This is a genomic window from Halorientalis pallida, assembly GCF_049605515.1.
GTDB lineage: Archaea > Halobacteriota > Halobacteria > Halobacteriales > Haloarculaceae > Halorientalis > Halorientalis pallida_A.
Genome location: NZ_CP187158.1, coordinates 695,512 through 720,221 on the forward strand (window position 1 = coordinate 695,512; position 24,710 = coordinate 720,221).

Annotated in this window: 23 protein-coding genes and 1 rRNA gene; 8 read left to right on the forward strand and 16 right to left on the reverse strand. The window is 65.6% G+C overall.

The window, feature by feature from the left end:
* Positions 1–41: 41 nt before the first annotated feature.
* Positions 42–335: a winged helix-turn-helix transcriptional regulator gene (locus ACOZ4N_RS05215; protein ID WP_424018874.1), complete on the reverse strand. Its 294-nt coding sequence runs from the start codon at positions 333–335 to the stop codon at positions 42–44.
* 102 nt (positions 336–437) lie between these two features.
* Here ACOZ4N_RS05215 and ACOZ4N_RS05220 point away from each other — a divergent pair, with 102 nt between their 5' ends.
* A complete protein-coding gene (locus ACOZ4N_RS05220) occupies positions 438–1,295 on the forward strand; it encodes a 3-hydroxyacyl-CoA dehydrogenase family protein (protein WP_424018875.1) in 858 nt (285 codons plus the stop codon).
* Positions 1,292–2,098 carry an enoyl-CoA hydratase/isomerase family protein gene (locus ACOZ4N_RS05225; RefSeq protein ID WP_424018876.1) on the forward strand — a complete coding sequence of 269 codons (807 nt, stop codon included), beginning with the start codon at positions 1,292–1,294 and terminating at the stop codon, positions 2,096–2,098. The genes ACOZ4N_RS05220 and ACOZ4N_RS05225 overlap by 4 nt, the downstream gene beginning before the upstream one ends.
* A 370-nt stretch (positions 2,099–2,468) precedes the next feature.
* On the opposite strand, the gene ACOZ4N_RS05230 is transcribed toward ACOZ4N_RS05225, so the two are convergent.
* Positions 2,469–3,620: an acyl-CoA dehydrogenase family protein gene (locus tag ACOZ4N_RS05230; protein ID WP_424018877.1), complete on the reverse strand. Its 1,152-nt coding sequence runs from the start codon at positions 3,618–3,620 to the stop codon at positions 2,469–2,471.
* Positions 3,621–3,723: 103 nt separating this feature from the next.
* On the opposite strand from ACOZ4N_RS05230, the gene ACOZ4N_RS05235 reads away from it, so the two are divergent.
* Genes ACOZ4N_RS05235 through ACOZ4N_RS05245 form a run of 3 tightly spaced genes read left to right on the forward strand, consistent with a single transcriptional unit; the run spans position 3,724 to position 7,971 of the window.
* A complete protein-coding gene (locus ACOZ4N_RS05235; RefSeq protein ID WP_424018878.1) occupies positions 3,724–5,274 on the forward strand; it encodes a class I adenylate-forming enzyme family protein in 1,551 nt (516 codons plus the stop codon).
* Complete coding sequence (locus tag ACOZ4N_RS05240; protein ID WP_424018879.1) at positions 5,271–6,278, forward strand: LLM class flavin-dependent oxidoreductase; 1,008 nt, start codon at positions 5,271–5,273, stop codon at positions 6,276–6,278. The genes ACOZ4N_RS05235 and ACOZ4N_RS05240 overlap by 4 nt, the downstream gene beginning before the upstream one ends.
* 28 nt (positions 6,279–6,306) lie before the next feature.
* A complete protein-coding gene (locus ACOZ4N_RS05245; protein ID WP_424018880.1) occupies positions 6,307–7,971 on the forward strand; it encodes a class I adenylate-forming enzyme family protein in 1,665 nt (554 codons plus the stop codon).
* A 6-nt stretch (positions 7,972–7,977) separates the two neighbouring features.
* Here ACOZ4N_RS05245 and ACOZ4N_RS05250 read toward each other — a convergent pair whose 3' ends face one another.
* From ACOZ4N_RS05250 to ACOZ4N_RS05280, 7 genes are all read right to left on the reverse strand, one after another.
* Complete coding sequence (locus ACOZ4N_RS05250) at positions 7,978–8,691, reverse strand: ABC transporter ATP-binding protein (protein WP_424018881.1); 714 nt, start codon at positions 8,689–8,691, stop codon at positions 7,978–7,980.
* On the reverse strand, positions 8,688–9,437 hold the full coding sequence (locus tag ACOZ4N_RS05255) for an ABC transporter ATP-binding protein (protein ID WP_424018882.1): 750 nt from the start codon (positions 9,435–9,437) through the stop codon (positions 8,688–8,690). Before ACOZ4N_RS05255 ends, ACOZ4N_RS05250 begins: the two co-directional genes overlap by 4 nt.
* Entirely contained in the window at positions 9,430–10,488 is a 1,059-nt protein-coding gene (locus tag ACOZ4N_RS05260) for a branched-chain amino acid ABC transporter permease (protein WP_424018883.1), read from the reverse strand. Before ACOZ4N_RS05260 ends, ACOZ4N_RS05255 begins: the two co-directional genes overlap by 8 nt.
* The gene (locus tag ACOZ4N_RS05265) at positions 10,485–11,381 is read right to left on the reverse strand and encodes a branched-chain amino acid ABC transporter permease (protein WP_424018884.1); all 897 of its coding nucleotides are present in this window, start codon (positions 11,379–11,381) and stop codon (positions 10,485–10,487) included. The genes ACOZ4N_RS05260 and ACOZ4N_RS05265 overlap by 4 nt, the downstream gene beginning before the upstream one ends.
* A gap of 50 nt (positions 11,382–11,431) precedes the next feature.
* Entirely contained in the window at positions 11,432–12,595 is a 1,164-nt protein-coding gene (locus ACOZ4N_RS05270) for an ABC transporter substrate-binding protein (protein WP_424018885.1), read from the reverse strand.
* 220 nt (positions 12,596–12,815) lie between these two features.
* Entirely contained in the window at positions 12,816–13,742 is a 927-nt protein-coding gene (locus tag ACOZ4N_RS05275) for a TIGR03619 family F420-dependent LLM class oxidoreductase (RefSeq protein ID WP_424018886.1), read from the reverse strand.
* A complete protein-coding gene (locus tag ACOZ4N_RS05280) occupies positions 13,732–14,901 on the reverse strand; it encodes an acyl-CoA dehydrogenase family protein (protein ID WP_424018887.1) in 1,170 nt (389 codons plus the stop codon). Before ACOZ4N_RS05280 ends, ACOZ4N_RS05275 begins: the two co-directional genes overlap by 11 nt.
* A gap of 181 nt (positions 14,902–15,082) precedes the next feature.
* Between ACOZ4N_RS05280 and ACOZ4N_RS05285 the strand changes: the two genes are divergently transcribed.
* On the forward strand, positions 15,083–16,216 hold the full coding sequence (locus tag ACOZ4N_RS05285; RefSeq protein ID WP_424018888.1) for an acyl-CoA dehydrogenase family protein: 1,134 nt from the start codon (positions 15,083–15,085) through the stop codon (positions 16,214–16,216).
* Positions 16,217–16,221: 5 nt separating this feature from the next.
* On the opposite strand, the gene ACOZ4N_RS05290 is transcribed toward ACOZ4N_RS05285, so the two are convergent.
* The 6 genes from ACOZ4N_RS05290 to ACOZ4N_RS05315 form a co-directional block, all read right to left on the reverse strand.
* Complete coding sequence (locus ACOZ4N_RS05290; RefSeq protein ID WP_424018889.1) at positions 16,222–17,001, reverse strand: enoyl-CoA hydratase/isomerase family protein; 780 nt, start codon at positions 16,999–17,001, stop codon at positions 16,222–16,224.
* 83 nt (positions 17,002–17,084) lie between these two features.
* Positions 17,085–18,248: a thiolase family protein gene (locus tag ACOZ4N_RS05295; RefSeq protein WP_424018890.1), complete on the reverse strand. Its 1,164-nt coding sequence runs from the start codon at positions 18,246–18,248 to the stop codon at positions 17,085–17,087.
* Positions 18,245–18,643, reverse strand: coding sequence for a Zn-ribbon domain-containing OB-fold protein (locus tag ACOZ4N_RS05300; protein WP_424018891.1), 399 nt, complete (start codon positions 18,641–18,643; stop codon positions 18,245–18,247). Before ACOZ4N_RS05300 ends, ACOZ4N_RS05295 begins: the two co-directional genes overlap by 4 nt.
* A gap of 6 nt (positions 18,644–18,649) precedes the next feature.
* Positions 18,650–19,621 (reverse strand): hypothetical protein, encoded by a 972-nt coding sequence (locus ACOZ4N_RS05305; protein ID WP_424018892.1) that lies wholly within the window; start codon positions 19,619–19,621, stop codon positions 18,650–18,652.
* Positions 19,622–19,700: 79 nt separating this feature from the next.
* Positions 19,701–20,492, reverse strand: a complete 792-nt coding sequence (locus tag ACOZ4N_RS05310; protein WP_424018893.1) for a CoA-transferase — start codon at positions 20,490–20,492, stop codon at positions 19,701–19,703.
* Positions 20,489–21,361, reverse strand: coding sequence for a CoA transferase subunit A (locus tag ACOZ4N_RS05315; RefSeq protein ID WP_424018894.1), 873 nt, complete (start codon positions 21,359–21,361; stop codon positions 20,489–20,491). Before ACOZ4N_RS05315 ends, ACOZ4N_RS05310 begins: the two co-directional genes overlap by 4 nt.
* Positions 21,362–21,842: 481 nt before the next feature.
* Here ACOZ4N_RS05315 and ACOZ4N_RS05320 point away from each other — a divergent pair, with 481 nt between their 5' ends.
* Positions 21,843–22,322: an Lrp/AsnC family transcriptional regulator gene (locus ACOZ4N_RS05320; protein ID WP_424018895.1), complete on the forward strand. Its 480-nt coding sequence runs from the start codon at positions 21,843–21,845 to the stop codon at positions 22,320–22,322.
* Between the two features lie 177 nt (positions 22,323–22,499).
* Positions 22,500–24,329: an archaea-specific SMC-related protein gene (locus ACOZ4N_RS05325; protein WP_424018896.1), complete on the forward strand. Its 1,830-nt coding sequence runs from the start codon at positions 22,500–22,502 to the stop codon at positions 24,327–24,329.
* 243 nt (positions 24,330–24,572) lie between these two features.
* Here the strand turns inward: ACOZ4N_RS05325 and rrf are convergent.
* Positions 24,573–24,694: ribosomal RNA gene (gene rrf, locus ACOZ4N_RS05330) — 5S ribosomal RNA — on the reverse strand.
* Positions 24,695–24,710: the final 16 nt, after the last annotated feature.

The window sequence follows — 24,710 nt, forward strand, 5'->3', positions numbered from 1 at the left end:
CTCGGCTACGGGACCGCGGGACCCCTGCGTGTTCCGGGACACTATCGGTCGAGGAGGTCGGCGATCCGCTGGTCGTCGGGCGTCAGCATGTACTTGCGAGTCTGTGGGTCCGAGAGCAGATACCGGGACTCGATGATGCCCATCTCGTCCAGCTGGGTCAGCGCGTACCGGATCGTCCGCTCGGCGAGGTCGGCCTCGGCCGCGAGTTCGCTCGTCGTCTGCCCGTCGGTTCGGTGTAGCGATTTCAGTACCAGTTTCGCGCTCGGGGGGAGGCTCTCGATGTCCTCCGCGGACACTCCACACTGCTGTGGCTTCTCCACTGTGTGCGTACTCATGCCAAACTAGGATTTGCACCCCCCGGTGAAATAGATTGCCCCGGCGGCAGCCCGGATACCGCCGTCGAAAAGTCTATTGTCGGTCCAGCGGGAGTCGACCGTATGGCAGAGCAAGCCATCGGTGTCATCGGCGCCGGAACGATGGGCAGTGGTATCGCACAGTTAGCCGCCCAGAACGGCTACGACGTGATCATCCGTGACGTGGAACAGGAACTCGTGGACGAAGGGCTGACACGCATCGAGGAGAACCTGGCGGAGGCCGAGGACCGCGACATAATCGACGACGCCGGAGCGACGTTCGAACGCGTCTCCGGGACGACGGACATCGGCGTGGTGACCGACGAGCCGACGTTCATCATCGAGGCGGTGCCCGAGGACATGGACCTGAAGAAAAACGTGTTCGAAGAACTGGACGAACACGCGGGCCCGGACACGGTGCTGGGATCGAACACGTCGTCGCTGCCGGTGACGGAGATCGCCAGCGCGGCCGACTCGCCGGAACGGGTCATCGGGACGCACTTCTTCAACCCGCCGGTGAAGATGGAACTGCTGGAACTGATCACGGGCCACCACACGAACGACGAAACCGTCGACCGCGCCGAGGAACTGGCCGAGGGACTCGGCCGGACGAGCATCCTCGTCGACGACTTCCCGGGCTTCGCCACGTCCCGTCTCGGCGTCATCCTGGGGATGGAGGCCGCGCGGATGGTCGAGCAGGGCGTCGCCTCGCCCGAGGACATCGACACGGGAATGGAGAAGGGGTACAACTTCCCCATGGGACCGCTGAAACTGGGCGATTACAACGGCTGGGACGTGCGGGTAGAGATCGGCGAGTCGCTGGCCGAGGAACTCGGTCGCGACGTGTTCAAACCGCCGACCATCGTCAAGCAGATGGTACGAGCGGGTGATCTCGGCGTGAAGACCGGGCAGGGCTTCTACAACTGGGAGGACGAGCAATGACGACCTACCCACCCGCCGACCCCGACGACCTCGAAACCGTCGCCGTCGACGTCTCCGACCGGGTCGCGACCGTCACCATCGACCGCCGGGAGAAGCGCAACTCCCTGACCGAGCAGGTGAAGACGGATCTCCGGAGCGCACTCGGCCACGTCAAAGCGGACACGGACGCACGCGCGGTCATCCTCACCGGGGCCGGGGACAAGTCCTTCGTCTCCGGTGCCAACATCGACGACTTCGAGGGTCGCTCGGTCCACGAGCAACGCGAGGTCCTGTCGATCCCCGCCATCTACGAGGACGTCGAGCGGTTCCCGCTGCCCGTGATCGCCGCGATCAACGGGTTCGCCCTCGGCGGCGGCTGTGAGATGGCGATGGCCTGCGACGTTCGGGTGTCCGCCGAGAGCGCGAAGTTCGGCCAGCCCGAGATCAACCTCGGTATCATCCCCGGCGGCGGCGGTACGCAGCGTCTCCGCCGACTCGTCGGCGAGGGAATGACGATGGATCTCGTCCTCACCGGGCGTGTCATCGGTGCCGAGGAAGCCGACGAGATCGGCCTCGTCGACCACGTCGTCCCCGACGACGACCTCTACGACAAGGCCGAGGACCTGGCGGGACAGATGGCCGAGAAAAGCCCCATCGCACTCCAGTACGCCAAGGAAGCCGTACTCGCGTCGAGTCGCCAGGGACTCGACGAGGGCCGGCGGACCGAGGTCGACCTCATCAGCGCTCTCTTCGACACCGACGACCAGACCGAGGGCGTCCGCGCGTTCCTCGAAGACCGCGACCCCGAGTTCACCGGGCAGTAGTCGGCCCGTCCGTTCCCACACGCTTTCTCCCCTGCATTTCCACCCACGCGCTCGACCGCGAGCGACTCGTCTCCAGACCCATCTCGCACAGCGGCCGATCCTTCATGATTTTGCACGGCCCCGTGCAAAAGTTGCCAGAGCAAAACGCTTGGTCGATGAAATAACGAACTAAGTGCGTTAATCCAGTCCATGATCCGGGGGTCGAGTTTGGTTTGCGGAAACGGTTCACAGGTTTTTCGAGCGAGTTTAGGATTTCGCGGGTACCCAGCACCGAGGACCGGTCGCTGCCGGGCCGACGAGCGACCGAGAACGAGCGGGCGGCGTCGGTCAGGGACCGGACGCCCGGCGACGCCGTGATTCGTCGGTCGAGTTACTCGTACAGGGAGTTGCTGATGACGATGCGGTTGACCTCGTTGGTTCCCTCGTAGATCTGCATCCCTTTGGCGACGCGCATGTAGCGCTCGACGGGATAGTCCTTCGAGTACCCGCGGGAGCCGTGGATCTGGACGGCCTCGACACCGGCGTCCATCGCCACGTCGGTCGCCTTGGTCTTCGCCATGGCGGCCTCCTTGGTGACTCGCTCGCCGCGGTCGCGCTCGTTTGCGGCGTGGAGCGTCAGCATGCGGGCCGACTCGACCTCCATCGCCATGTCGGCGACCTTGAAGGAGACGCCCTGGTTCTCCCGGATGGGCTCCCCGAACTGCTCGCGCTCGTCGGCGAAGTCCCGGCTCGCCTCGAAGGCGGCCTGCGCGACGCCGACCCCCTGTGCGGCCGTGCCGATCCGGCCGATGTCCAGCCCCTCCATGATGTACCGGAAACCCTTGCCCTCCTCGCCGATCAGGTTGTCGGCCGGCACTCTGAGCCCGTCGTACTCGATCTCGCTCTCGACGGCGGCCTCGCCCTCCATGCAGGGGATGTCCCGGACCACCTCGAACCCGTCCCGCTCGGTGGGGTTCGGGATTCCGATGAGGCTGATGTCGTCGTGGGTCCCGGTATCGCCGGTCCGGGCGGCCACGACGACGAGGTCGGCGACGGCACCGTTCGTGGTCCACACCTTGTGGCCGTCGATGACGTACTCGTCGCCGTCCCGCTCGGCGGTCGTCTCCATCGCCGCGGCGTCGCTGCCGGCCTCGGGTTCGGTCATCGACAGCGCGCCGACTATCTCCCCCGTCGCCAGCCCGCGGAGCCACTCGTCTTTCTGCCACTCGTCGCCGAACTCGGCGATGGGGTAGCCCACGAGACAACTCGCGCCCGAGACCGTGCCGGCGAGCAGTTTCCAGCACCGCGCCAGTTCCTCGATCGTGATCGCGAATGACCGGTAGTCCCCACCGGCACCGCCGTACTCCTCGGGGTAGGGGACACCGTGGAAGCCGGCCTCGCCGACGGCTTCGACGATTTCGCGGGGGAACTCGCCGCTCCGTTCGTACTCCTCGACGTGGGGGGCGACTTCCGACTCGCAGAACTCCCGTACCGCGTCGCGCTGCGCTCTGTGACGATCTTCGAGCTTGAAGTGTGTCATCATGGTTGGCTGTCGAGCCTCGTCCGTACCAGCGGTGCAAGTACCATAATACCTGTCCATACCGCAGCGACAAGGACTATTAGGTGAGAGATAGAAGTCGGGTCGTATGTCGCATCCGACTGTGAGGGACCTCCTCTCACAGGCTGCCGCAAGTCGGCCCGAGCAGGTCGGGCTCGTCGACCCGGCAGCCGACGAAGTACTGACGTTCCGAGAGTGGGACGAGCGCGTCACACGGACGGCCAACGGGCTGTTGGACGCCGGGTTCGACCCGGGCGACCACGTCTCGGTGATGGTGAAAGACTCCGTCGAACTACTGGTGTTGCTCTTCGGTGGCCTCGAGATCGGACTCGTCGTCACGCCGGTCAGCTACCGCGCGCCGCCGGGTCGCCTCTCCTACGTCCTCGATCACTCCGAGGCCGACGGCATCGCCGTCGACGAGGCCTGTATCGACACCGCCCGGGAACTGGACACCGAGTCGCTCCCGGACATCCGGATCGGCGTGGGTGACGTCGACCTTCCCGGCGGAATCCCGTACGAGTCCGTCACCGACGGCTCCGATCGGCCACCGGGGATCAGCGTCGCCGAGGACGACCCCGCGATGCTGTTGTACACCTCGGGCACGACCGGCGATCCGAAAGGCGTCTCTCACACCCACCGCAACGTCGTCGAGGCGAATCTGATGTCGGTCCCGTACAACCGCCTCAGACCGGGTGATACGAGCGTCGCGCTGGGGCCGCTGTACCACGTCGGCCCACTGCTGGCGAACTTCATGCCGGCACTACAGGTCGGCGCGACGAACCTGATCCAGCGGGACTTCGACCCGACGGTGACGCTCGACTACATCGAGAACGAGGGCGTGACCGCCCTGTGGGGCGTCCCGACACACTTCAACGAGATACTCGACGAGGGCACCATCGCGGAACGGGACACGGAAGGCGTCCGGATGATCCAGTACTCGGGGTCGGCGATGCCCGAGGAAGTGGTCACGCGCTGTCGCGAGCAGTTCCCGGACGTGGACTTCGTCAACGCCTACGGCACGACCGAGATTATCTTCGGGGCGTTCCTCTATCCGGAGTACCACGACGACCACCTCGGGAGCATCGGGCACGCGGTCCCGAAAGCGAGGGTCCGCCTCGTCGACCCGGAGGACCCGATGCCCGACAACACGGTCGAACGCGGGGCGGAAGGCGAGATACTCGTCGAGACGCCGACCTGCATGACCGGGTACTGGAAAGCCCCCGAGAAGACCGAGGCGGCCATCGTCGACGGGTGGTACCGGACCGGCGACCTCGGCCGTCGGGACGAGGACGGCTTCCTCTACTTCGTCGACCGGAAGGACAACATGATCATCAGCGGGGGCGAGAACATCTATCCCGCAGAGGTCGAGAACGTCCTCCACGAGCATCCGGACGTGAGCACTGCGGCCGTGATCGGCGCACCCGACCCCGAGTGGGGACAGGTCGTCACCGCCTTCGTCGTCCCGGCGACCGACGACCTGTCGGCCGACGACCTCGACGACTACTTCCAGACGTCGACGAGCATCGAGGACTTCAAGCGACCGCGCCGGTACGAAATCCGGTCGTCGCTGCCACAGACCAACAGCGGGAAGATATCGAGACAGGACCTCCGCGAGGCGGTCGAGGAGACCAATTCATGAGTTCAGACACGACGTTCGACTATCCGCGCACAGGTATCGTACTCCCGGAGTACGCCGACCGGTCGGGAGACTGGTTGGTCGACTACGCCGAAGACGCCGCCGCGAGCGGGTTCGACTCCGTGTGGGTCGGCGAGGGATGGGGGTACAACCCATTCTCCCTACTGGCCCGGATCGCCGAACGGACCGACTGCGCGCTGGGCACCTGCATCGCCAACGCCTTCGCACGCAGCCCGGCGGCCCTCGCGGCGAACGCGCTCACGATCCACGAGGCCACCGACGGCCGCTTCCTGCTCGGCCTCGGGTCGAGTACGCCGCAGGTCGTCGAGGGCTACCACGGCCAGTCGTTCGAGCGCCCACTCCGGCGCATCCGCGAGACGATAGAGATACTCGACCTCGCGCTGTCCGGCGACCGGATCGACTACGACGGCGAAATATTCGACCTCGGCGGATTCGCGCTCAACCACGCCGACGGCCAGGCGGTCCCGGTCCTCAACGCGGCGCTCGGGACGACCAACATCGCGATGTCCATCGACTTCGCCGACGGCCTGCTCCCGCACCTGATGCCACTGCCGGCCATCGAGGACGCCATCGAGGCGGCGCGCGAGCGGGCCAATCGGGACCGCGACCTCCACGTCTCGCCGTCGATCCCGACGGCGGTCAGCGACGACCCCGAGGAGGCCCGCGAGGTCCTCTCGCGACACGTCGCCTACTACGTCGGCTCGACGGACTTCTACAACGGCGTGGTCGCCGACCACGGCTTCCCCGAGGAAGCAGAGGCGATCCAGGCGGCCTGGGAGGACGGCGACAAGGCCGGCGCGGCCCGAGCGGTCTCGACCGACCTCCAGGACGCCCTGGGCATCGCCGGCACGCCCGAACACGCCCGGGAACGTGTCACCGAGTTGCTCGACGGCGTCGTCGACACGGCGCTCATCTCGTTCCCGCAGGGCGCGACCGACGAGATGTTCGAGGCGACGCTCGACGCGCTGCCGCCCGAACTGAACTGACGATGAAGGCGACACACCACTGCAACCCATGAAACAGGGCTACGACACCGACACGATCACCCGGACCGACGGAATCGTCCACCACGACCCGGACGCCTTCGACCTCGAACGGACCGACCACGACGGCTGTCTCGCCTACCCCGACCGACCGGAGAGCGTGACGGCGCTGTTCGACGCGGCGGTCGACCGCGCGCCCGACACCGACGCGTTCGTCTACCCCGAGTACGACCGAACGGACACCTACGCCGAGCTAGCCGACCGGGTCGAGAGGCTGGCCGCAGGGCTGGCCGCTGCCGGCGTGGCATCGGGTGACATCGTGAGCATGCTGCTCACGAACCGCCCCGCCTTCGTCGAGACGTACTTCGCCTGCATCCGACTCGGTGCCGTGGCCGCACCGATCAACACGCGCGTCTCCGGCCGGGAGCTGTCACCGTTGCTCGAGGACGCCGATCCGAGCGTGCTGGTCACCGAACCGGACCTGACGGGCGTCGTCGCCGACGCGGGCTACGACCTCGATCCGGAATCGTACTACGTGGTCGGCGACGGGAGCGAGGGTCGTTCCTACGAGGGGCTTTTCGAGTCCGACGTGACCCCGCCGACCGCCGACCGCGGGGAACACGACCCCGCGACCATCCTCTACACCTCCGGGACGACCGGCCGGCCGAAGGGCTGTGTCATCTCGGCGTTCAACCTCGTCAACGGCGCGATCAACTACCGGCGATCCTTCGACACCGACGAGGGGCTTCGAGTGCTGGTCAACGTGCCGCTGTTCCACGGTGCGGGGCTCGTCTCGAACGTCCTGCACGCCCTCGCCAACGCCGGGACGACCGTCGTCTACGACGGCACCGGGCCGAACGAGTTCCTCTCGGCCGTCGAGACACACGGGATCGCGTTCACGCTCACGGTGCCGACGACGTACGTCCTCGCGATGGAGCAGGGCGACCCCGAGCAGTACGACCTCTCCTCGCTGGAAACCGCGGCCTACGGCGGCGCACCGATGCCCGAGGAGAACGTCCGCCGACTCCGCGAGGTGTTCCCGGAGGCCGCGCTCAGCGACGCGTACGGGACGACGGAGACGACCGCGGGGCTGGTGACGATGTGCCCGGACGACTACACCGACGATTACGCCGAGACCATCGGGCTCCCGGCACCGCCCATCGAACTCGCCGTCGTGGACGACGACCGCGACCCGCTCGGTCCCGGCGAGGTCGGGGAACTGGCGATCAGGGGCCCGATCGTCGTCGACGAGTACCGGAACAGACCCGAGGCGACCGCCGAAGCCTTCGCGGACGGCTGGCATTACACGGGCGATCTGGCGACCATCGACGAGGACGGCTTCGTGTCGCTCAAGGGGCGGAGTCGGGACAAGATCGTCCGCGGCGGCGAGAACATCTACGTCCTCGACGTCGAGGAGGCGCTGACCAGCCACCGCAAAGTCCTCGAAGTGTCCGTCACCGGGTTCCCCGACGCGATACTCGGCGAACGCGTCCTCGCCGGGGCCGTCCCGAAGCCCGGCGAACGGCTCACGGAGGACGAACTCCGCGATCACGCACGCGAGCGCCTCGCGGACTACAAGGTACCCGAGGTGATCCGGATACTCGACGAACTGCCCAAGAATCCGGGTGGAAAGGTGCTGAAAAGCGAACTTGTCCCCGAACCGTTACAGCACGGCATCCAGGCGGGCGGCGAGTAACGCCGCCTAGTCGACTTCGACGGCACCGACCGAGAGGTACTTCCCGATCACGTCTTCGCTCTCCCGGAGCGTTTCGATGTCGCCGCGCCAGGCCACGTCGCCCTTGCTGAGGATGTAGGCACGTTCGGCCAGATCGAACGCGAACTCGGTGTTCTGTTCGGTCAGGAGAACGGTGATGCCGGTGTCGAGCACGTCCGATAGCAGCGACTTCAGGTCGGCGACGATGTTCGGAGCCAGGCCCTCGCTCGGCTCGTCGAGCAAGAGCAGGTCGGGGTCGGTCACCAGCGCACGGGCGATGGTGAGCATCTGCTGTTGGCCGCCGCTGAGCTGTCCCCCGAGCTGATGCTGATGCTCCCGGAGCGCCGGGAAGACGTCGTAGACCCGTTCACGCGTCCACTCGCCACCGTCGTCCATGACGACCTCGATGTTGTCCGCGACACTCAGCTCGGGAAACACGCGCCGTTCTTCGGGCACCAGTCCGATGCCACGACGGGCGATCTGGTACGGTTCCTTCCCGTCCACGCGCTCGCCCTTGAACGTGATCTCGCCGGATCGCGGCGGTGTCATGCCGAGGATACTGCGGAGCGTGGTCGTCTTCCCGGCCCCGTTGCGGCCCAGCAAGGCGACGCTCTCGCCCTCGTCGATATCGAGCGAAACGCCGTGCAGGACGTGGCTCTGTCCGTAGTACGTGTGAATGTCGTCGACTGTGAGGATGCTCATGCTTCACCTCCGAGGTACGCGTTCTGGACGCGCTCGTTCTCTCTGATCTCCGCCGGTGTGCCGTCGGCGATGACCGCGCCCCGGTCGAGCACCAGGATACGCGAGGCGACCGAGAAGATGATGTCGATGTCGTGTTCAGTCATGAAAAACGACTGGTCGGTCTCCGCGTCCAGATCCTCGATGAGTTCGACCATCTTCTCCGTCTCCGTCGGGTTCATGCCCGCGGTCGGCTCGTCGAGGAGAACGAGGTTCGGGTCCGTCGCCAGCGCGACGCCGATCTCGACCCGGCGCTTGTCCCCGTAGGATAGCGCCGAACACTCGGTGTCCTCGATGTCGCCCAGCCCGACGAGATCGAGTACGCGATCCGTTTCCGCCTCGATCGGTTCGGTCGTCGACCCGAGCAGGTTCCAGCGGTGTTTCGACCGCGCGATGATTGGGGCGCGGATGTTCCGTCGGACGCTCAACCCCTCGAAGACGTTCGTCACCTGGTAGGAGCGACCGAGACCGCGATGGACGCGCTCGTGGGGGTCGAGGTCGGTCACGTCTTCACCCATGAACCGAACCGCGCCGCTGGTCGGCGACAGCGTACCGGTCATGAGGTTGTACATGGTGGTCTTTCCGGCCCCGTTCGGGCCGATGAGTGCGGTCAGATCGTCCGCGTCTACCGATCTCGTCACGTCGTCGACCGCGGTCAGTTCTCCGAAGCGCTTCGTCAGGCCGTCGAGTTCCAGTACTGGCTCACTCATGGTGGTTCTCCTCGATTCCTGGCTCGTCGCCGCCGCGAATGTCGTCGAGGTACGCCCTGGCGTCGGCCAGTGCGGAGTCGTCGCCCCGGACCAGTCCTGCGATCCCGTCGGGGAAAAACAGGACGACGGGAACGATGATGAGACCGAGCCCGAACTGCCAGTACTCGGTCACGTTGGACAGCACCTGTTCGAGACCGACGAACACCACTGCGCCGATGATCGGGCCGAAGAAGGCACTCGGCCCGCCCAGCAACGTCATCATCACGGGTTCGGCACTCATCGACCAGTGGAGGGTGTGCGGAGTCACGATGAACGTCCGGACGGCGAACAGCGTGCCGGCGAGTCCCGCGAACAGCCCCGCGATGACGAACGCGGACAACTGGTAGCGTTTGACCGGGATGCCGACCATCTTCGCCCGTTCGGGATTCTCGCGGATCGAGAGCAGCAGTTCGCCGTACGGGGAGTTGACGAGTCGCCAGAGCACCAGCCCCGACGCTGCGAGTACCAGCAGGGCCAGGTAGTAGAACGTCCCAGTGTCGATCAGGTTGACGGTCAGCCCGCCGAGTTCGATGGGTTCGACGAGGACGGTGATGCCGTCGGACCCGCCGGTGAAGTCGTTCCACGTGTACATGGTCTCGTACAGCATCATGCTGAGTGCCAGTGTGAGGATGGCGAAGTAGATATCGCCCCGCTGGACACACAGGTACCCGAACACGAGAGCGACGAGTCCGGCGACGCCGACGCTGAGCAACAGCGCCGGGACGAACGTCTCGAAGACCCCCGGGAGGAACCCGAGCTTGCCGTCGAGCGCCAGCGCCAGCGTGTACGCGCCGGTCCCGAAGTACGCGGCGTGGCCGAACGAGAGCAGCCCCGTGTACCCGAACAGCAGGTTGAAGCTCAGCGCGAACAGGGCCAGCACCATCGCCGAGATGACCAGACCCAGGTGGAACGTCGAGAGCAGCCCGGTGACCGGCAGCGCGAGCATTGCGAGGAACAGTCCCAGCGCGAGCAGGGTCGTTCGCGACTCGGTGACGCGGTCGGCGACGCTCATGCTGCCACCTCCTTCCCGAACAGGCCGGCCGGTCGAGTCAGCAGGACCGCTGCGACCAGCACGAACGGGATCACCGGCTGTAACGACGGCAGGTACAGGAACGCCAGGGAGTTGACCACGCCGATGAGCAGTGCGCCGACGAACGCACCGCCGAAGGAGCCGAGCCCGCCGATGACGACGATGATGAACGACTCGATGATGATGCTCTCACCCATCGTCGGCTGGATCGACTGGTACGGTGCGGCCAGCGCCCCACCGAGGCCCGCCAGCAAACTCCCGAGCAGGAACGTTCCGGTGAACACCAGCGGAACGTTCACGCCCAAGGCGTTGGCGATGCCCCGATCCTGTGACGACGCACGGACGATCTTGCCTACGCGCGTGCGCTCGAACAAGAGCCACATCGTCAGTGCGGCCACCCCACCCGTGACGATCAGGAAGACGTTGTAGAACGGGTAGCCGCTCCCGAACAGGCTGATCTGGAAGTCGAGCAGCCCCGGGGGACTCACCGACCGGAAGTCGGTCCCCCAGAGAATACGCGCGCCGTTGTCGATGATGAGGACGAGGCCGAAGGTCAACAGGAGCTGAAACTCGTGATCCTGGTCGTACACCGGGCGGATGATGAACCGCTCCATCACGACGCCGACGAGCGCCACGAGGAGGGGTGCGATCACGACCGCCAACCAGAAACTCCCGGGGAGACTGGCGAGCAGCCCGCCGTCGCTGACCAGGAAATACGTGAAGTACGCGCCAAGCATGTACAGCGACCCGTGCGCGAAGTTCAGCACGTCGAGGACGCCGAAGATGAGCGTCAGCCCGACCGCTGCCAGGAACAGCAACATCCCGTTCGCGATGCCACTGACGATCGCTAACCCGATGCTGTCGAGTGCTACCATGGTACTGGAGTCATGTTGAAATAAGTTGGATAGTCGTCGGAACCGACGCCTCAGAGGCTACAGTTCGGTTCGGGCGTCACGCTCGCGCCGTCGACGGGCAGCATCTCGGTGAAGCCGTAGAAGTCCAGGTCCTCGACCGGGCCGACGGCGCCCGTCCAGATGCTGTCGTCGATGGCCTGGTGATCCGCGGCGCGCATCGTCTTGGTCCCCTCGGGTGCCTGCCACTCCAGGCCTTCCAGGCCGCTGATCAGGTCGTCCGTGCTGGTCCCGCCGCTCTTTGCTGCGGCTTGAACGACGCCGTTGACGCCGGCGTAGGTCTCCTGGCCGACGTTGACCGGAATCTCGCTGTACTCGCTGCGCCACGAGTCGACGAACTGCTGGTTGTTCTGGGTGTCCGGGTACTGGAAGAAGTACCGGTCCACGGCGATCATCTCCTTCATGCTCGAACCGAGGCTCCGGGAGACGTCCGTGATCGCCCCGCTGCCGGCCACGAAGTCCGGAACCTGCTCGAAGAAGTCGAACCCGGAGGCCTGCTTGATGAACGTGATGAGGTCACCGGCCCACATCGACGTGTAGACGATGTCCGGATTCGCGTTGAGCGTCTCCTGTATTTCGTTTTGATAGTCTCCCTGCCCGAACGACGGGAACGTCTCGTTGACGACCGTCGCGCCGCTGGATTTCATCTGCTGTTTGTAGACGTTCCAGGTCTGTTTCCCGAACGTGTAGTCCGGGAGGATGCCGGCCACGCGGGTCCCGTCGGACAGTTCGTTCGTCGTCCGGGCGAGCGCGTTCGTGAGCTGGTCGAGGTTCGAGGCCGTCCGGAACGTCACGCGATTGCAGTTTTTCGTGGTGATGTCCGGCGTCTGTGCGATGGTGGCCACACAGAGCCTGTTCTGCGTGTTGGCGAACTCGGAGACGGCCTTGGCCACGGAACTGCTCCCGAACCCGATGAGGACGTCGACGTCGTCCTGCTGGACCAGTTCCCGGGCCTTGGTCACGCCCGTCTCCGGCGAACCCTGCGTGTCTGCGTGGGTCACCTCCACGGAGAGGTCGCCGTCACCGTTGTTGATCTGCTTGGCCGCGAGGTCCGCCCCCTTCTTCGATGGTTTGCCGATCGTCGCGAACGGCCCCGACAGGGGAGCGAGGTGCCCGAAGGTCACTGTCCCGGAACCGCCGCTTCCTCCCTGGTCGCTACACCCGGCGAGCGCGGTCATTGCACCGACACCGACAGCACCGCCAGCTTTCAGGACGTCTCTCCGTCTGTGAGATGACATGGACACCCATTCGGATATCGATGATTTAAAATTATGTACCAGCGCAACCGGGGCCGCGAGAGACCTCCTACCGACCATTTTCCGCTCATTCGGTCGGTTTCGACACTGGACCTGTCGTGCGAATGGGGGGTCGAGGACCGCTACTCGCCCGACCCGGCGGTCACACAGCGTCGATGACGCCGTCGGCGAACCGCTCGACCTGTTCGATCTGTTCGTCGATATCGGTCGTGTAGAAGTCGATCACGACGCGGGTCGTCCCGGCGTCGGCGTAGGCTTCGATATCCGCGGCGATCTCGGCGGGTTCACCGACCAGCGGCTTCGACGGGTCCCGGTCGGTGTCCTCGCCGACCTCGGTAGCTCGGATGACGGCCACTTCGGGGTCGCCCTCGCGCTCGAAGTCGGTCCAGGCGTTCATGAGTCGCTCCCGGCCCGCCGCGATGTCGTCGGGCCGGTCCCAGAAGATCGTCCAGCCGTCGCCGAACTGTGCGGCCCGCCGGAACGCCGCACCGGACTTCCCGCCCAGCCAGATCGTCGGCCCGTCGTCGTCGGGCGTCGGGTGGAAGCCGGTCTCCTGGAAGGAGTGGTGCGGGCCGTCGAAGTCGATCTCGCCCGCCTCGCAGGCCCGCGTGAACATGTCGAGGAACTCGTCGGTCCGGCTCCCTCGTTCCTCGAAGGGTACGTCGAGGACCTCGAACTCGGTGCGCATCCAGCCGGGGGCGACGCCGAAGTCGAACCGACCGTCCGAGAGCGCCTCGACAGTGAGGGCGTTCCGCGCCAGCACCACCGGGTGCCGGTAGGGGACGATGCAAGTGTTGGTCCCCAGATCGACCGTCTCGGTGACTGCCGCCAGGTGTGAGAGGACGCCGAACACGTCGTAGGTGTCCTGCGAGACGTGGAACGGGGACTCGCCGCTCGGCGAGAAGGGGTACTCGTCGGGAATCTCGGCCGGGAACGAGACGTGGTCACCGGCCCAGACCGAGTCGAACCCGGCGTCCTCGGCGGCCGTGGCGACGCGACGGAACGCCTCGGGCGAGGCGTGGTCGCCGAACGTCGACAGCATGACGCCGAAGTCCATCTCAGAGCTCATCGAAGAGCACCTTCCCGATAGTGTTGCGCTGGATCTCGCTGGTCCCCTCGTAGATCGTGCCGGCTTTTACGTCACGATAGAAGTGCTCGATTTCCTCGTCGGTCCCGTAGCCGGCACCGCCGAAGATCTGGACCGCTTCCTCGGCCACCTCGCAGGCGATCTCGGTGGCGTACAGCTTGGCGATACTGGCCTGCTCTATCAGGCTCTCCTCGACCTCGCCACCGGATTCGGCCTCGTCGATGGCCCTGGCGGCGCGATACACCTGTGAGTTGGCCACTTCGATCTGTTTGCGCATGTCCGCCAGTTTCCAGCGCATCCCCTGGTAGTCGCCGATACGCTGGCCGCCCTGTTCGCGGTCCTTGGCCCGGGCGAGCGCGCGGTCGAAGGCCCCCTCGGCCATCCCGAGGTGGGCGGCGGCGATGTCCACCCGGCCGTGTTCGAGCCAGTCCAGCGCCTGGTAGAACCCCTTTCCTTCTTCCTCGCCGAGCAGGTTCTCCTGGGGCACGCGCACGTTGTCGTAGGTCATCCGGGCGTGTTCGGCGGCGTCCAGCCCGAGCTTCTCCCGTTCCTCGGCCTCGTACCCGTCGGCGTCCGTGGGGACGACGATGAGGCTCAGTCCGCGGTGGGGTTTCTCGGGATCGGGGTCGGTGCGACAGAGCGTCGCCACCCAGTCGCCGCTGACGCCGTTCGCGATCCAGTCTTTCTCCCCGTCGATGACGTACTCGTCGCCGTCCTTCTCGGCGGTCGTCGTCGTCTCGGCCAGGGCCGACCCGGAGTCGGGTTCGGTCAGGCCGATGGCGGTCGTCATCTGGCCGCGGGTGACCGGTTCGAGCCAGCGTTCCTTCTGCTCGTGGGTGCCAAGCGAGGACATCGCGTGACAGCCCGTCATCGACCCGTGGAGGGCGATCCCGACCGAGGAGTCCGCCCGGCAGAACTCCTGTGCGACGAGCGACTGCTCGACCAGCGAGGCGTCCTGCCCCCCGTATTCCTCCTCGAAGGGAAGGCCGATGAGCCCCTCGTCGGCCGCCTTCTCGTAGATGTCCCAGGGCCACTCCCCGGACTCGACGTACTCCATCGCGACGGGTTGGATGTGTTCGGTACCGAACTCGCGCGTGCGGTCACGCAAGGCCCGCTCCTCGTCGGTCAGATTGACCGTCATACCCCAGACTCCCGCGGTGCGGAAATAAAAGTTCGTACCACGGCAGTGACGCGCCCCGTCCACACCCGTCGACCGTCCGACTGCGGTCGGATCGTCCCGGCAAGTCCGGTAGCGATACGGCCCGACGACGGTGGATTTCCGGCCGGGGAAGGTTTACGGTCACGTACTCGTTATCCCGAGTATGCTCTCGCTCTCCGCGGAACAGGAGATGCTGGTGTCGTCGCTCGTCGACCTCGCGGAATCGGAGTTCGAGGACGACGCGTTCGACTGGCACGAAGCACCGTGGCCGAACGTCGAACTGCTCGCCGACCGTGGCTTCCTCGGGGTCAACATCGCCGAGGAGTACGGCGGCGGCGGTATGGGTGAACTCGAAGCCATGTTGACCATCGAGGCAGTCGGGAAAGTCTGTCCCGACACGGCCGAGTTCCTCTACAATCAGCAGATGGTCGCCCCGCGGGCCATCGAGATGTTCGGGACCGACGAGGCCAAGGAACGGTACCTTCCGCCGGTCACGGCCGGCGAGGACGCCGTCGTGATCGCGATCTCCGAACCCGAATCCGGGTCGGACGTGGGCTCGATGCGAACCGAGATCACCGAGGACGACGGCGATCTCGTGTTGAACGGCGAGAAGATCTGGGTCAGCCACGTCAAGTCGGCTAGCGCCGCCCTGGTGTGGACGAAGTTCCCCGAGGGACTCGGCTCGGTCGTGATCGAGTTCGACTGGGACGGCGTCGAGATCGAACAGCACTACACCAACATGGCCGAACACGAACAGACCCACTTCCGGATGGACGACGTGGTCGTCCCAGAGGCGAACGTCGTCACTCGCGGCGAGGAGGGATTCAAACAGCAGCTCAAGGCACTCAACTGGGAGCGACTGGGCAGCGCGACGGTCGCGAACGCCTGGAGCCGGAACGCGCTCTCGAAGGCCATCGACTACGCACAGCAGCGCGAGCAGTTCGGCCAGGCCATCGGCGAGTTCCAGGGCATCGAGTGGAAACTCGCCGACATGGCGAAACGGCTGGAGTCCGCGCGGGCACTGACCTACCGGGCGGCGGTCAACGCCGAACAGCAGGGGCGCATTCCGGACCGGCTGGACGCGTCGCTGGCGAAACTGCTCGCCTCCGAGACCGTCGAGCACGTCACCAGCGAGTCGCTGCAGGTGTTCGGCGCGAACGGCTACCAGCAGGGCCACCCGCTGGAGAACCTCTACAAACGCGCCCGCGGTCGGCGGCTGGCGGCGGGCACCGACGAGATCCAGAAGAACCAGATCGCCGCCGAACTGAAGAAAAACGGCATCCCGGATCTGGTCTGAACCCTCTAGCTGTAGTCGCGGTCGTACTCCGGGTCGCGCTTCTCGTTGAACGCCGCCACGGCCTCGTGGTGTTCCGGGTCGTTGACGCACTCCCACTGATACTCGATGGCGCGCTCGCAGTACTCCTCGAACCCCTGTTCGGAGTCGATCAGGTCGTTCGTCCGCTGGACTGCGGTCGCGGGCAGGCCGAGTAACTCCTCGGCCAGGTCGTGGGCGGCCGCGAGCGGGTCGTCGGCCGCCTCGACGGCCAGCCCGAGGTCGACGGCGTCGTCGGGTTCGATGTCGCGGCCGGTGAGCAGGTACTGTTTGGCGGCGGACTCACCGATCAGCCGGGGGAGCAGCCACCCGCCGCCGTCGCCGGGGATCAGGCCGACGCGGACGAACCCCTCGCGGAAGAAGGCGTCGGGGCCGACCACGCGCATGTCACAGGCCAGCCCGAAGTCACAGCCAGCGCCGACGGCGGGGCCGGCGACGGCCGCGATGGAGGGTTTCGATGCCGCCCGGAGCTGGCGGACGACGTTCTGGACGCCCCAGAGGTAGCCCGCGTAATCCTCTTTGGCCTGTTCGTCCCAGGCGGGCATCTCGGTGGTGTCGGCCCCGGCACAGAACGCCCCGCCGGCACCGGTGAGCACGATGGCGTAGACGCCGTCGTCCTCGCGGGCGTCCCGAATCGCGGCGTTCAACTCCAGGATCGTCTGCTCGCGAAACGCGTTGAGTACGTCCGGACGGTCGATGGTGATGGTCGCGATACCCTCGCTCGCCTCGTACTGCACGTCTTCGTACATCTCCTCTCGGACAAGGGCGCGCCACCACTTGAGTGTAGGTACCGTCGCAAGGGCCCGGGACGCCGGTCCCGGGTCCAACCGTCTCAGTTCCGTTCCGTCGAGACGACGGTGACGTTGCTGACCGCGAGCGACCCGGCGAGGTTGTGCTGGAGGCCGGTCGTCGCGTCCGGGACCTGTCGCTCGCCGACCTCCTCCCGGAGTTGCCAGACGAGTTCGCAGATCTGTGCGACGCCGGTCGCGCCGATGGGGTGCCCCTTGGCCTTGAGGCCGCCCGACGGGTTGACCGGGAGTTCGCCGTCCAGCCGGGTCGCACCGCTGGCGACGAACTCGCCGCCCTCGCCTTTCTCACAGAAGCCCAGGTCCTCCATGTTTAGCAGTTCCGTGAAGGTGAAACAGTCGTGCTGTTCGACCACGTCGACGTCGTCGGGGCCGACGCCGGCCATCTCGTAGGCCTGGCTCGCGGCCTCGATGGTGGGCCGGGCTTCGAGGTAGTCGTCCCGCTTGGTCATGTCGTAGGGCACCGTGCTGTTGCCGGTCCCGCGGACCCAGACGGGGTCGTCGGTGTAGGAATCGGCCACGTCCTCGCTCGCCAGCACGAGACAGGCGGCCCCGTCGGTCTGTGGGGAACAGTCGTACAGCCCGAAGGGGTAAGAGACGTACGGCGCGTCGAGGACGGACTCGGCGTCGACCTCGAAGTCGAAGTGTGAGTACTCGCACTTGGTCCCGTTCGCGTGGTTCTTGACGGCCACCTCGGCCATCTGTTCGCGGGTGGTGCCGTACTCCTGCATGTGCCGCTGGGCGTACATGGCGAAGAAGGCCGGCGCGGTCATCCCGCGAGTCGTCGGCCGGTTCGTCACTGTCTTCATGAACTCGTCGGTGGGCTTGTCACGCATCTTCTCGGCCCCGACGACGACGGCAACGTCGGCCTGGCCGGCCTGGACCGCGGCAGCGGCGTTGCGCACCGCGTCGCTGCCCGTCGCACAGGCGTTCTCGACGCGTGTGATCGGGATTCCCTGCAGCCCCGTCGCCTCGCTCAGGCGCGCCCCCGAGACGATCTCGGCGTCGTTCGAGAGGGTCCCGTAGGCGGTCCCGAGCCAGGCGGCGTCGACGTCGGCGTCGTCGATGCCGTGGTCGACGTGGGACGTGGCCTCCCTGTAGGCCCGGCCGATCATGTCGTAGTAGCCGAGTTCGAACCGTTCGCCGAAGGGGATCATCCCCGCTCCGACGACGGCGACATCGCGGCTCACGCCGACGCACCTCCGTCGAGTCGGAACTTCGGTTCGTAGAGGACCTGTCCGTCCTGCCGGTCGAACCGTTTCAGTTCGATGGTCACGGCGTCACCGATCGCCACCGAATGGGGCTCGTCGATCTCCGTGAACATCCCGAGGACTTTCCCGCCCTCCGGCGTCTCGACGATGGCGATGGGGAGCGGTGTGTCGAACGTCTCCGGGAGGGCGTGCTGGACGACGTAGGTCTGCACCTCGCCCCGCGGCGAGAGGGTCACGTCCTCGAAGGCGTCTCCGCCGCAGTGGTAACACAGTTCGGCCGTCGGATCGTTCATCCGACCGCAGTCGGTACACTCGGCCCGGTCGAGGCCGAACTTCGCTGCCCGGTCGCGGAACTCCCGCATAGTGGTGTGCATCAGTTCTCACTCCAGTTGATCGACGTGGGTAAGGTAGTCGACGTAGTCGAGTTCGGTCGGTTCGTCGGCGACTGACGCCGCCGCGGGCGGTTCGGACACCTCGTAGGCCAGCGCGTCGGCCGTCCCGACGCCGTAGCCCGCAACCACGAGACGGTCCCCTGCGGTGAGGTCGGCCAGTGCCAGCGACCCCAGCGCGCTCGCCGCACGGAGGTCGCCGTACTCGCGACCGAACGCAGGCGTCGCCAGTACGTCGTCGCCGACGCCGACGGCACCGGCCAGCCGACCGGCGAACTTGCCGTTCGGGTGGGTCGCCACGAGCGCGTCGAGCGACTCGGCCGACCAGTCGGCGGCGTTGAGCGCTCGCTCGATAGCCCGCTGGGTCGTCTCGACGTACCCGACGTTCCGTGCGAACCGGTCGTCGGCGGTCGACAGTGTGTCGCTACCCGGGGCCTGCCACTCGTCGAGCAGCGGGCGCGCACAGGTACCTGCGGCCACTCGTTCGAGGCCGTCCCCGTCGCTCTCGACCACGGCGGCGCTGGCCCCCGCTCCAGCGACTTTCTCCCAGTCGCTTCGCGGTGCGGGGGACGGTGCTTCCGCGGCGACGACGAGGACCGCGTCGCTGTCGCCGTCGACGGCGTTTCCGGCCGCCCGGAGCGCGGCGGTGCCGGCCCGGGCCGACTCGCCGAACGTCTGGACGTGCGTGTCGTCGTCGAGGCCCAGTGACTCCGCGAGAAACGGCGTCACCGACCCGTACTCGTAGGCCGGTGTCGTCGTGGCGAAGAAGACGCCGTCCACGTCCGTCCGTCCGTCGAGCGCGGCGCGTCCCGCCCGCGTCGCCAGCGTCGTCGAATCGTCGTCTTTCGCCTGCACGGTCTTGTGCTGTACGCCACTCGCTCCGCCACCCCACTGGTCGCGGATGGTACCAGTGGAGACTCGGTATCCGGGGAGGACCAACTCCCTGTTCGTTACATGTGCCATTGGCTCACACAATCGGTTCGACGGGGACTGTTAAAGATATCCCGGCTCCGGAAACTGCGCGGCGAGCAGCGTCGGCCGCTCAGGGACGAATCGCCGCGTAATTGCGGTCCGCCGCTTCTTCGAGGACCTCGCGGACGACAGCCAGTTCGTCCGCGTCGGGGGCGGGTAGGGTCCCGTAGTCCCCGTCCTCGATGGGCCAGCCCGTCATCTCCCGGGCGTCCGCCACGGTAGCCCCGGGAACGAGCCGGTCGAGTCGTGTGCGCCCCGTCTCGTCGAAGCGGAAGGTTCCGAGCGGGGTGAGAAGCTTCGAGGGGCCGGTCCCCGGCTCGAAGCCGGCTTCTTCGCGGGAGCCGTCCCCGTCGATGTGGCCGGGACTCGACACGTAGGACACCCGGTCCTGGTAGCGCTCCGGGTCGGCCGAGCCACAGATGAGCGTCAGATCCTCGGCGTGCGTTGCGATATCGTTGGCACCGCCCGGGCCGGGCAGGCGGACTGCGGGGTCGTCGTACTCCCCGATGACCGTGGTGTTGACGTTACCGAAGCGGTCGACGTTCGACACGTCGATGGCCGCGCGGTCGAGGTGGCCCGATTTGAGGAACGTGTGCAACGTGTCCAGCGAGTTGCCGTACATGTCGGCGTTTCCGTCGAAGGCATTTATTTCGGTCGTACTCGTCGGCAGCGTCTCGGAGGTGCCCCTGTAGACGATGCCGGCCTCGAAGACGGAGGTGAGGTTCGGGGCGTGGAGTTTTCTCGCCACTCTGGCGGCGACGACGGGCCAGTGAAACCCGGTGAATACGGTGCTCTCGTCACGGAACTCCTGGGCTGCCGTGTAGAGCAACTGTTCGCGCTGTGTCGGCTCGGGGTCGCTCACGGGGACACCTCCGCGAACCCGCTGGCTCGAACTGCTTCGAGGTACTCCGCCCGGTCGCTGACGCCGTAGACCCACTCGTCGAGGTACGCCTCGAATTCGTCGAGCGAGCCCGTCACCTCGCCGTAGTGTTCCAGGTAGTCGATGTCCCGCCCGTAACACCCGAGGACGCCCGAGGGATGGGCACCGCCGGGCGATTCGACGACGTGATCGACCATGAACCCGGGAACGACCGTCTCGTCCGGTGTGTCCTGGATCTGATCCGAGGGGACTATCTCCTCGGTCGTGACCAGAAGCGTGTCGGCGGCCATCGCGCCGTGTTTTATCTCGGCGCGGGCGCCGGTCAACTGGGCGTTCCCCCGCTCGTCGGCACGGGGAACGTGGACGATACTGACGTCCGGATTCAGCGGCTCCATCACGTAGTGGCTATCGCCGTCGAAGGTAACTTCGCTGAACTTCCCCGAGAAGGACTGATTCTCGAACTGCCCCGTCGACTCGACGGGACCAGCCGGGACGAACGGCAGACGCCGTGCGCCAGCGAACAGCCGCAAGACGAGGTTTCCGAGGCCGTGTTCTTCGACTGTGATGGGCCGCGGGACGCCGTCCTCGGCCGCCCGCCGGAACGCGCTCGTCGGCGTCGGTCCGACCGCGTTCCAGCAGTGGGCGATCGTCGTCTCCGAGACACAGCCAGCACCGACCAGCTGGTCGAGCAAGACACCACCGGACGACCGGATCACGTGTAAATTCGAGACGCCCTGTCGGATCAGTTCGTGAACTGCGGAGAACGGTTGGGCGAATCCGAACCCGCCTACGTACACGACATCGCCGCCGTCGACGGCTTCGATCGCCTTCGTCATCGTCGAAACAACCATTGCTTCGATATTGCCACATCCGATTATTATTGTTGTGGGGGCGGAAACACACGACACTCCAACTCCGGATACGAAATATACAAAACTGATTACTTTCACATAGTACCCAGAAAAGTTATAATTATATCGTGGACCGGTGACGATCCGCCGTCGGATCTCGGAACTCGTATCAAATCCGGCCATACGCAGTTTTGAGCCGCAGATACCGAATATAGGGGGCTCGGATTTAGTCGCTCGTCACCACGGGCGGGTATCGGTACTGTATTTTCGAAACCGCTCAAACTAAGGCTCTAAAGACCTCGGTATCCAATATTCGATATAACTGACAGCGGGACGACTGGTACATACTTATCCGAAATAGACATATAAATTACTATCCTTTAGAATTGTTATTTCGTCGGACCCGGCGGTGATCGGTGAGTCGACCACCGTCACAGGGTTTACCGAAAAGACGATGGGGGTAGATGGCACCTGTCAGGGTATGTCTCTCGAACCCGACGCCGACGAGGTAGACCGGATCATCCTCAAAGCTCTCGCGAACGGTCCGCGAACACCGTACTCGGACATCGCAGAGCGACTGGCCCGCGAGGGACACGAGATGTCAAGTGAAGGCGTCCGACACCGCGTGTCGAAGCTGCTCGACCGGACTTCGATCTTCTTTCTCCTCGAACCGGAAGAACACGAGTGGGAGATCGTCCGTCTGGCGATCACAGTGACCGACGACGCCGAGGCCAAGTCGACGGCCCTGGATCGGATCTCCGAGATGCCGTTCTGGCTGGTGACCCGCGGCGTCGGCACGTACGACATCTACGCCGTCGCGACGGCCGCCACGAACTCCCGGGTCGACGAACTCGTCAGCCAGGTTCGAGAACTCGACGTCGTCGCAGACGTGGAGCAGTCGATCGAGACGAGCCGCGACACCAACGTCGACGATTATCTCTCGGCCGGGCAGCGGGAGTGACTCGTGTGGCTCGAAGCCCGGAGCCGCGCGGTAGCGGTTTCGGAGGGAGCGAACCGACGAATATTTGCTCGCCGCTGTGCAACTGCAACCAACAGATGGAACGGGTTTCGTCGAACACCGGTTGCCTCCTGTCGCCTCTCTGGGGACCGACCGCCGTCGAACCCACACAGGTAGACAATGAGTGAGATCGAACTCGACGTCCAGAACATCGGTGGGATATCGGACGCCTCGTTCAGCTTCGAGCCGGGAACGACGCTCGTCGTCGGCCGCAACGCCTCGAACAAGACATCGCTCCTGCGAAGTATCCAGTTCGCACTCGGTGCCGACGAGATTCCCGTTCGCAGCGGGGCCGACCTGGCGAGCGTTCGGCTCAGACTCGACGGCAACGAGATACAGCGTCAGGCCCGACGAAACGGGGCCGGATACGAGATCAGCGGCGACGGCTGGCTGAGCGACCCGGACGACACCGAGCTCGTCACCCAGTTCGCATGCCTCCTCGGCACGAATTCGCTCCGGAGCGCGGTCGAGAAGGGTGAAGACGTCGAGTCGCTGTTGAAAGAGCCGATCGACATCGAGGCACTCGAATCCGAGCGGTCCGAGAAGATGTCACGGAAGCGCGACCTGCGTAGCGACGTCGAACGCCTGGACGATATCGACGAGCGACTGGCAGATCGGACAGACGAACTCGCCGAGACACGGGAGCGGATCGAGGCACTCGACTCGGAACTCGACGCCCTCTACGCCGAGCAAAACGACACCGAAACCGACGACGAACGACTCGAGGAACTCCGGGAGCGACGAACCGACCTGCGGGCCGAACGGGAGAACTATCGCAACCAGATCGAAGAACTGGAGGAGACCATCGACCGATTGACCGAACGTCGGTCGACGACCGAATCCGAACTCGAAGCGGCCCGTGAACACGCCGACTCCCACGACATCGAGCGTCTCAAACAGAAGCGTGAGTCCGTTCGTGAGGAACTCTCCGAGATCACCGAACGGATCGACATCCTCCAGTCGGTGCTGTCGGCGAACAGGGAACTACTCGACTCGGAGTACGCCGGGAGCCTCGGCTACGAACCCGGACTCGTGGACGACGAGCTCTCCTGTTGGGCCTGCGGCAACCCTGCGCCCCGAAGTGATTTCGAGGACACCGTCGAAGAGCTCCAGGAGGTCCTCAAACAGGACAAACAACGCAAGCGCGAACGGGAACCGGAGCTGTCCGAAATAGAGAACGATATCGAGGCGGCCACGGACGCGCGCCGGCGCGTTCAAGAACTGGAGGGAGACCTGACAGACATCGACCAGCAGCTCCAGCAGCGTCGCGATTCCCTCGAACAGAAGCGGACGGAGCTGGACCGTATCGAGTCCGAACTCGACGAAGTCACCGACGAGATCGACTCCCACGAGAGCGAGCGCGCCGAATCCCGGTCGGACCTGGCGACCGAAATCGAGGAGACTCGTCTCGAACTCCAGACGCTCCGCCGGGACGCCGAGCGTCTGGAAGAAACCATCGAGGATCTGGAGTCGAAACGCGACGAGCGCGAGCGAAAGCGTGCGGAAATCGAACGGCTGAGCGCGGATATCCGGTCGCTGACCGACCGAATCGAGAACCAGGAACAGGAGCTGCGAGACGTGTTCAACGAGACGATGGACGACCTGCTCGACGCACTCGATTTCGAGCGCATCGAGCGCGTTCGCCTCACCGGTAATTTCGACATCGTCATCGCGCGTGAGGTCGACGGCGTCGTCCGGGAGGATTCCATCGAACACCTCGCCGAGAGCGAACGGGCGGTCATCGGACTCGTCCTCGGTCTGGCCGGGTTCCTCGTCTACGACGTCGACGAGGTCTCCCCCTTCCTGCTGGTCGATTCACTCGGCGCGTTCGACGCCTCTCGGACGGAACGCCTCATTGAGTACTTCACCGATACCACCCGATACCTCCTCGCGGCGGTCCACCCCGAGGTCGCCGCCGAGATGGACTACGAGTCGGTGTCGATGACCTGACCGACCGAACGCATCGGCCCCGCTGCGATCTCGTCAGTCCCCAGTTCGACGACCGTCCGCGAGCCGGTACTGTCGGTGCCCTACTCCACTGGACACCGTCGCTCTGTCTTCCGATCAGCGATACCCGGCCACTCCGGTGAGCGGGAACGCTACCGAGTCCGGCTAGGCGAACGCCAGCCGTCGCTGGGTGGTTCGAAATAGAAAGACCCGCACCAGCGCGCTGCTGGTGCGGGTCGAAATGAGTGGAGGCGGCGAACCGGGTCTCCCAGAGGCTCGCGCACTCAAGTAGGCCCCGGAACGCTGGCGGGCTTAACTTCCGTGTTCGGGATGGGTACGGGTGTAACCCCGCCGCTGTGGCCGCCTTAACGCCGACTCGCGGAA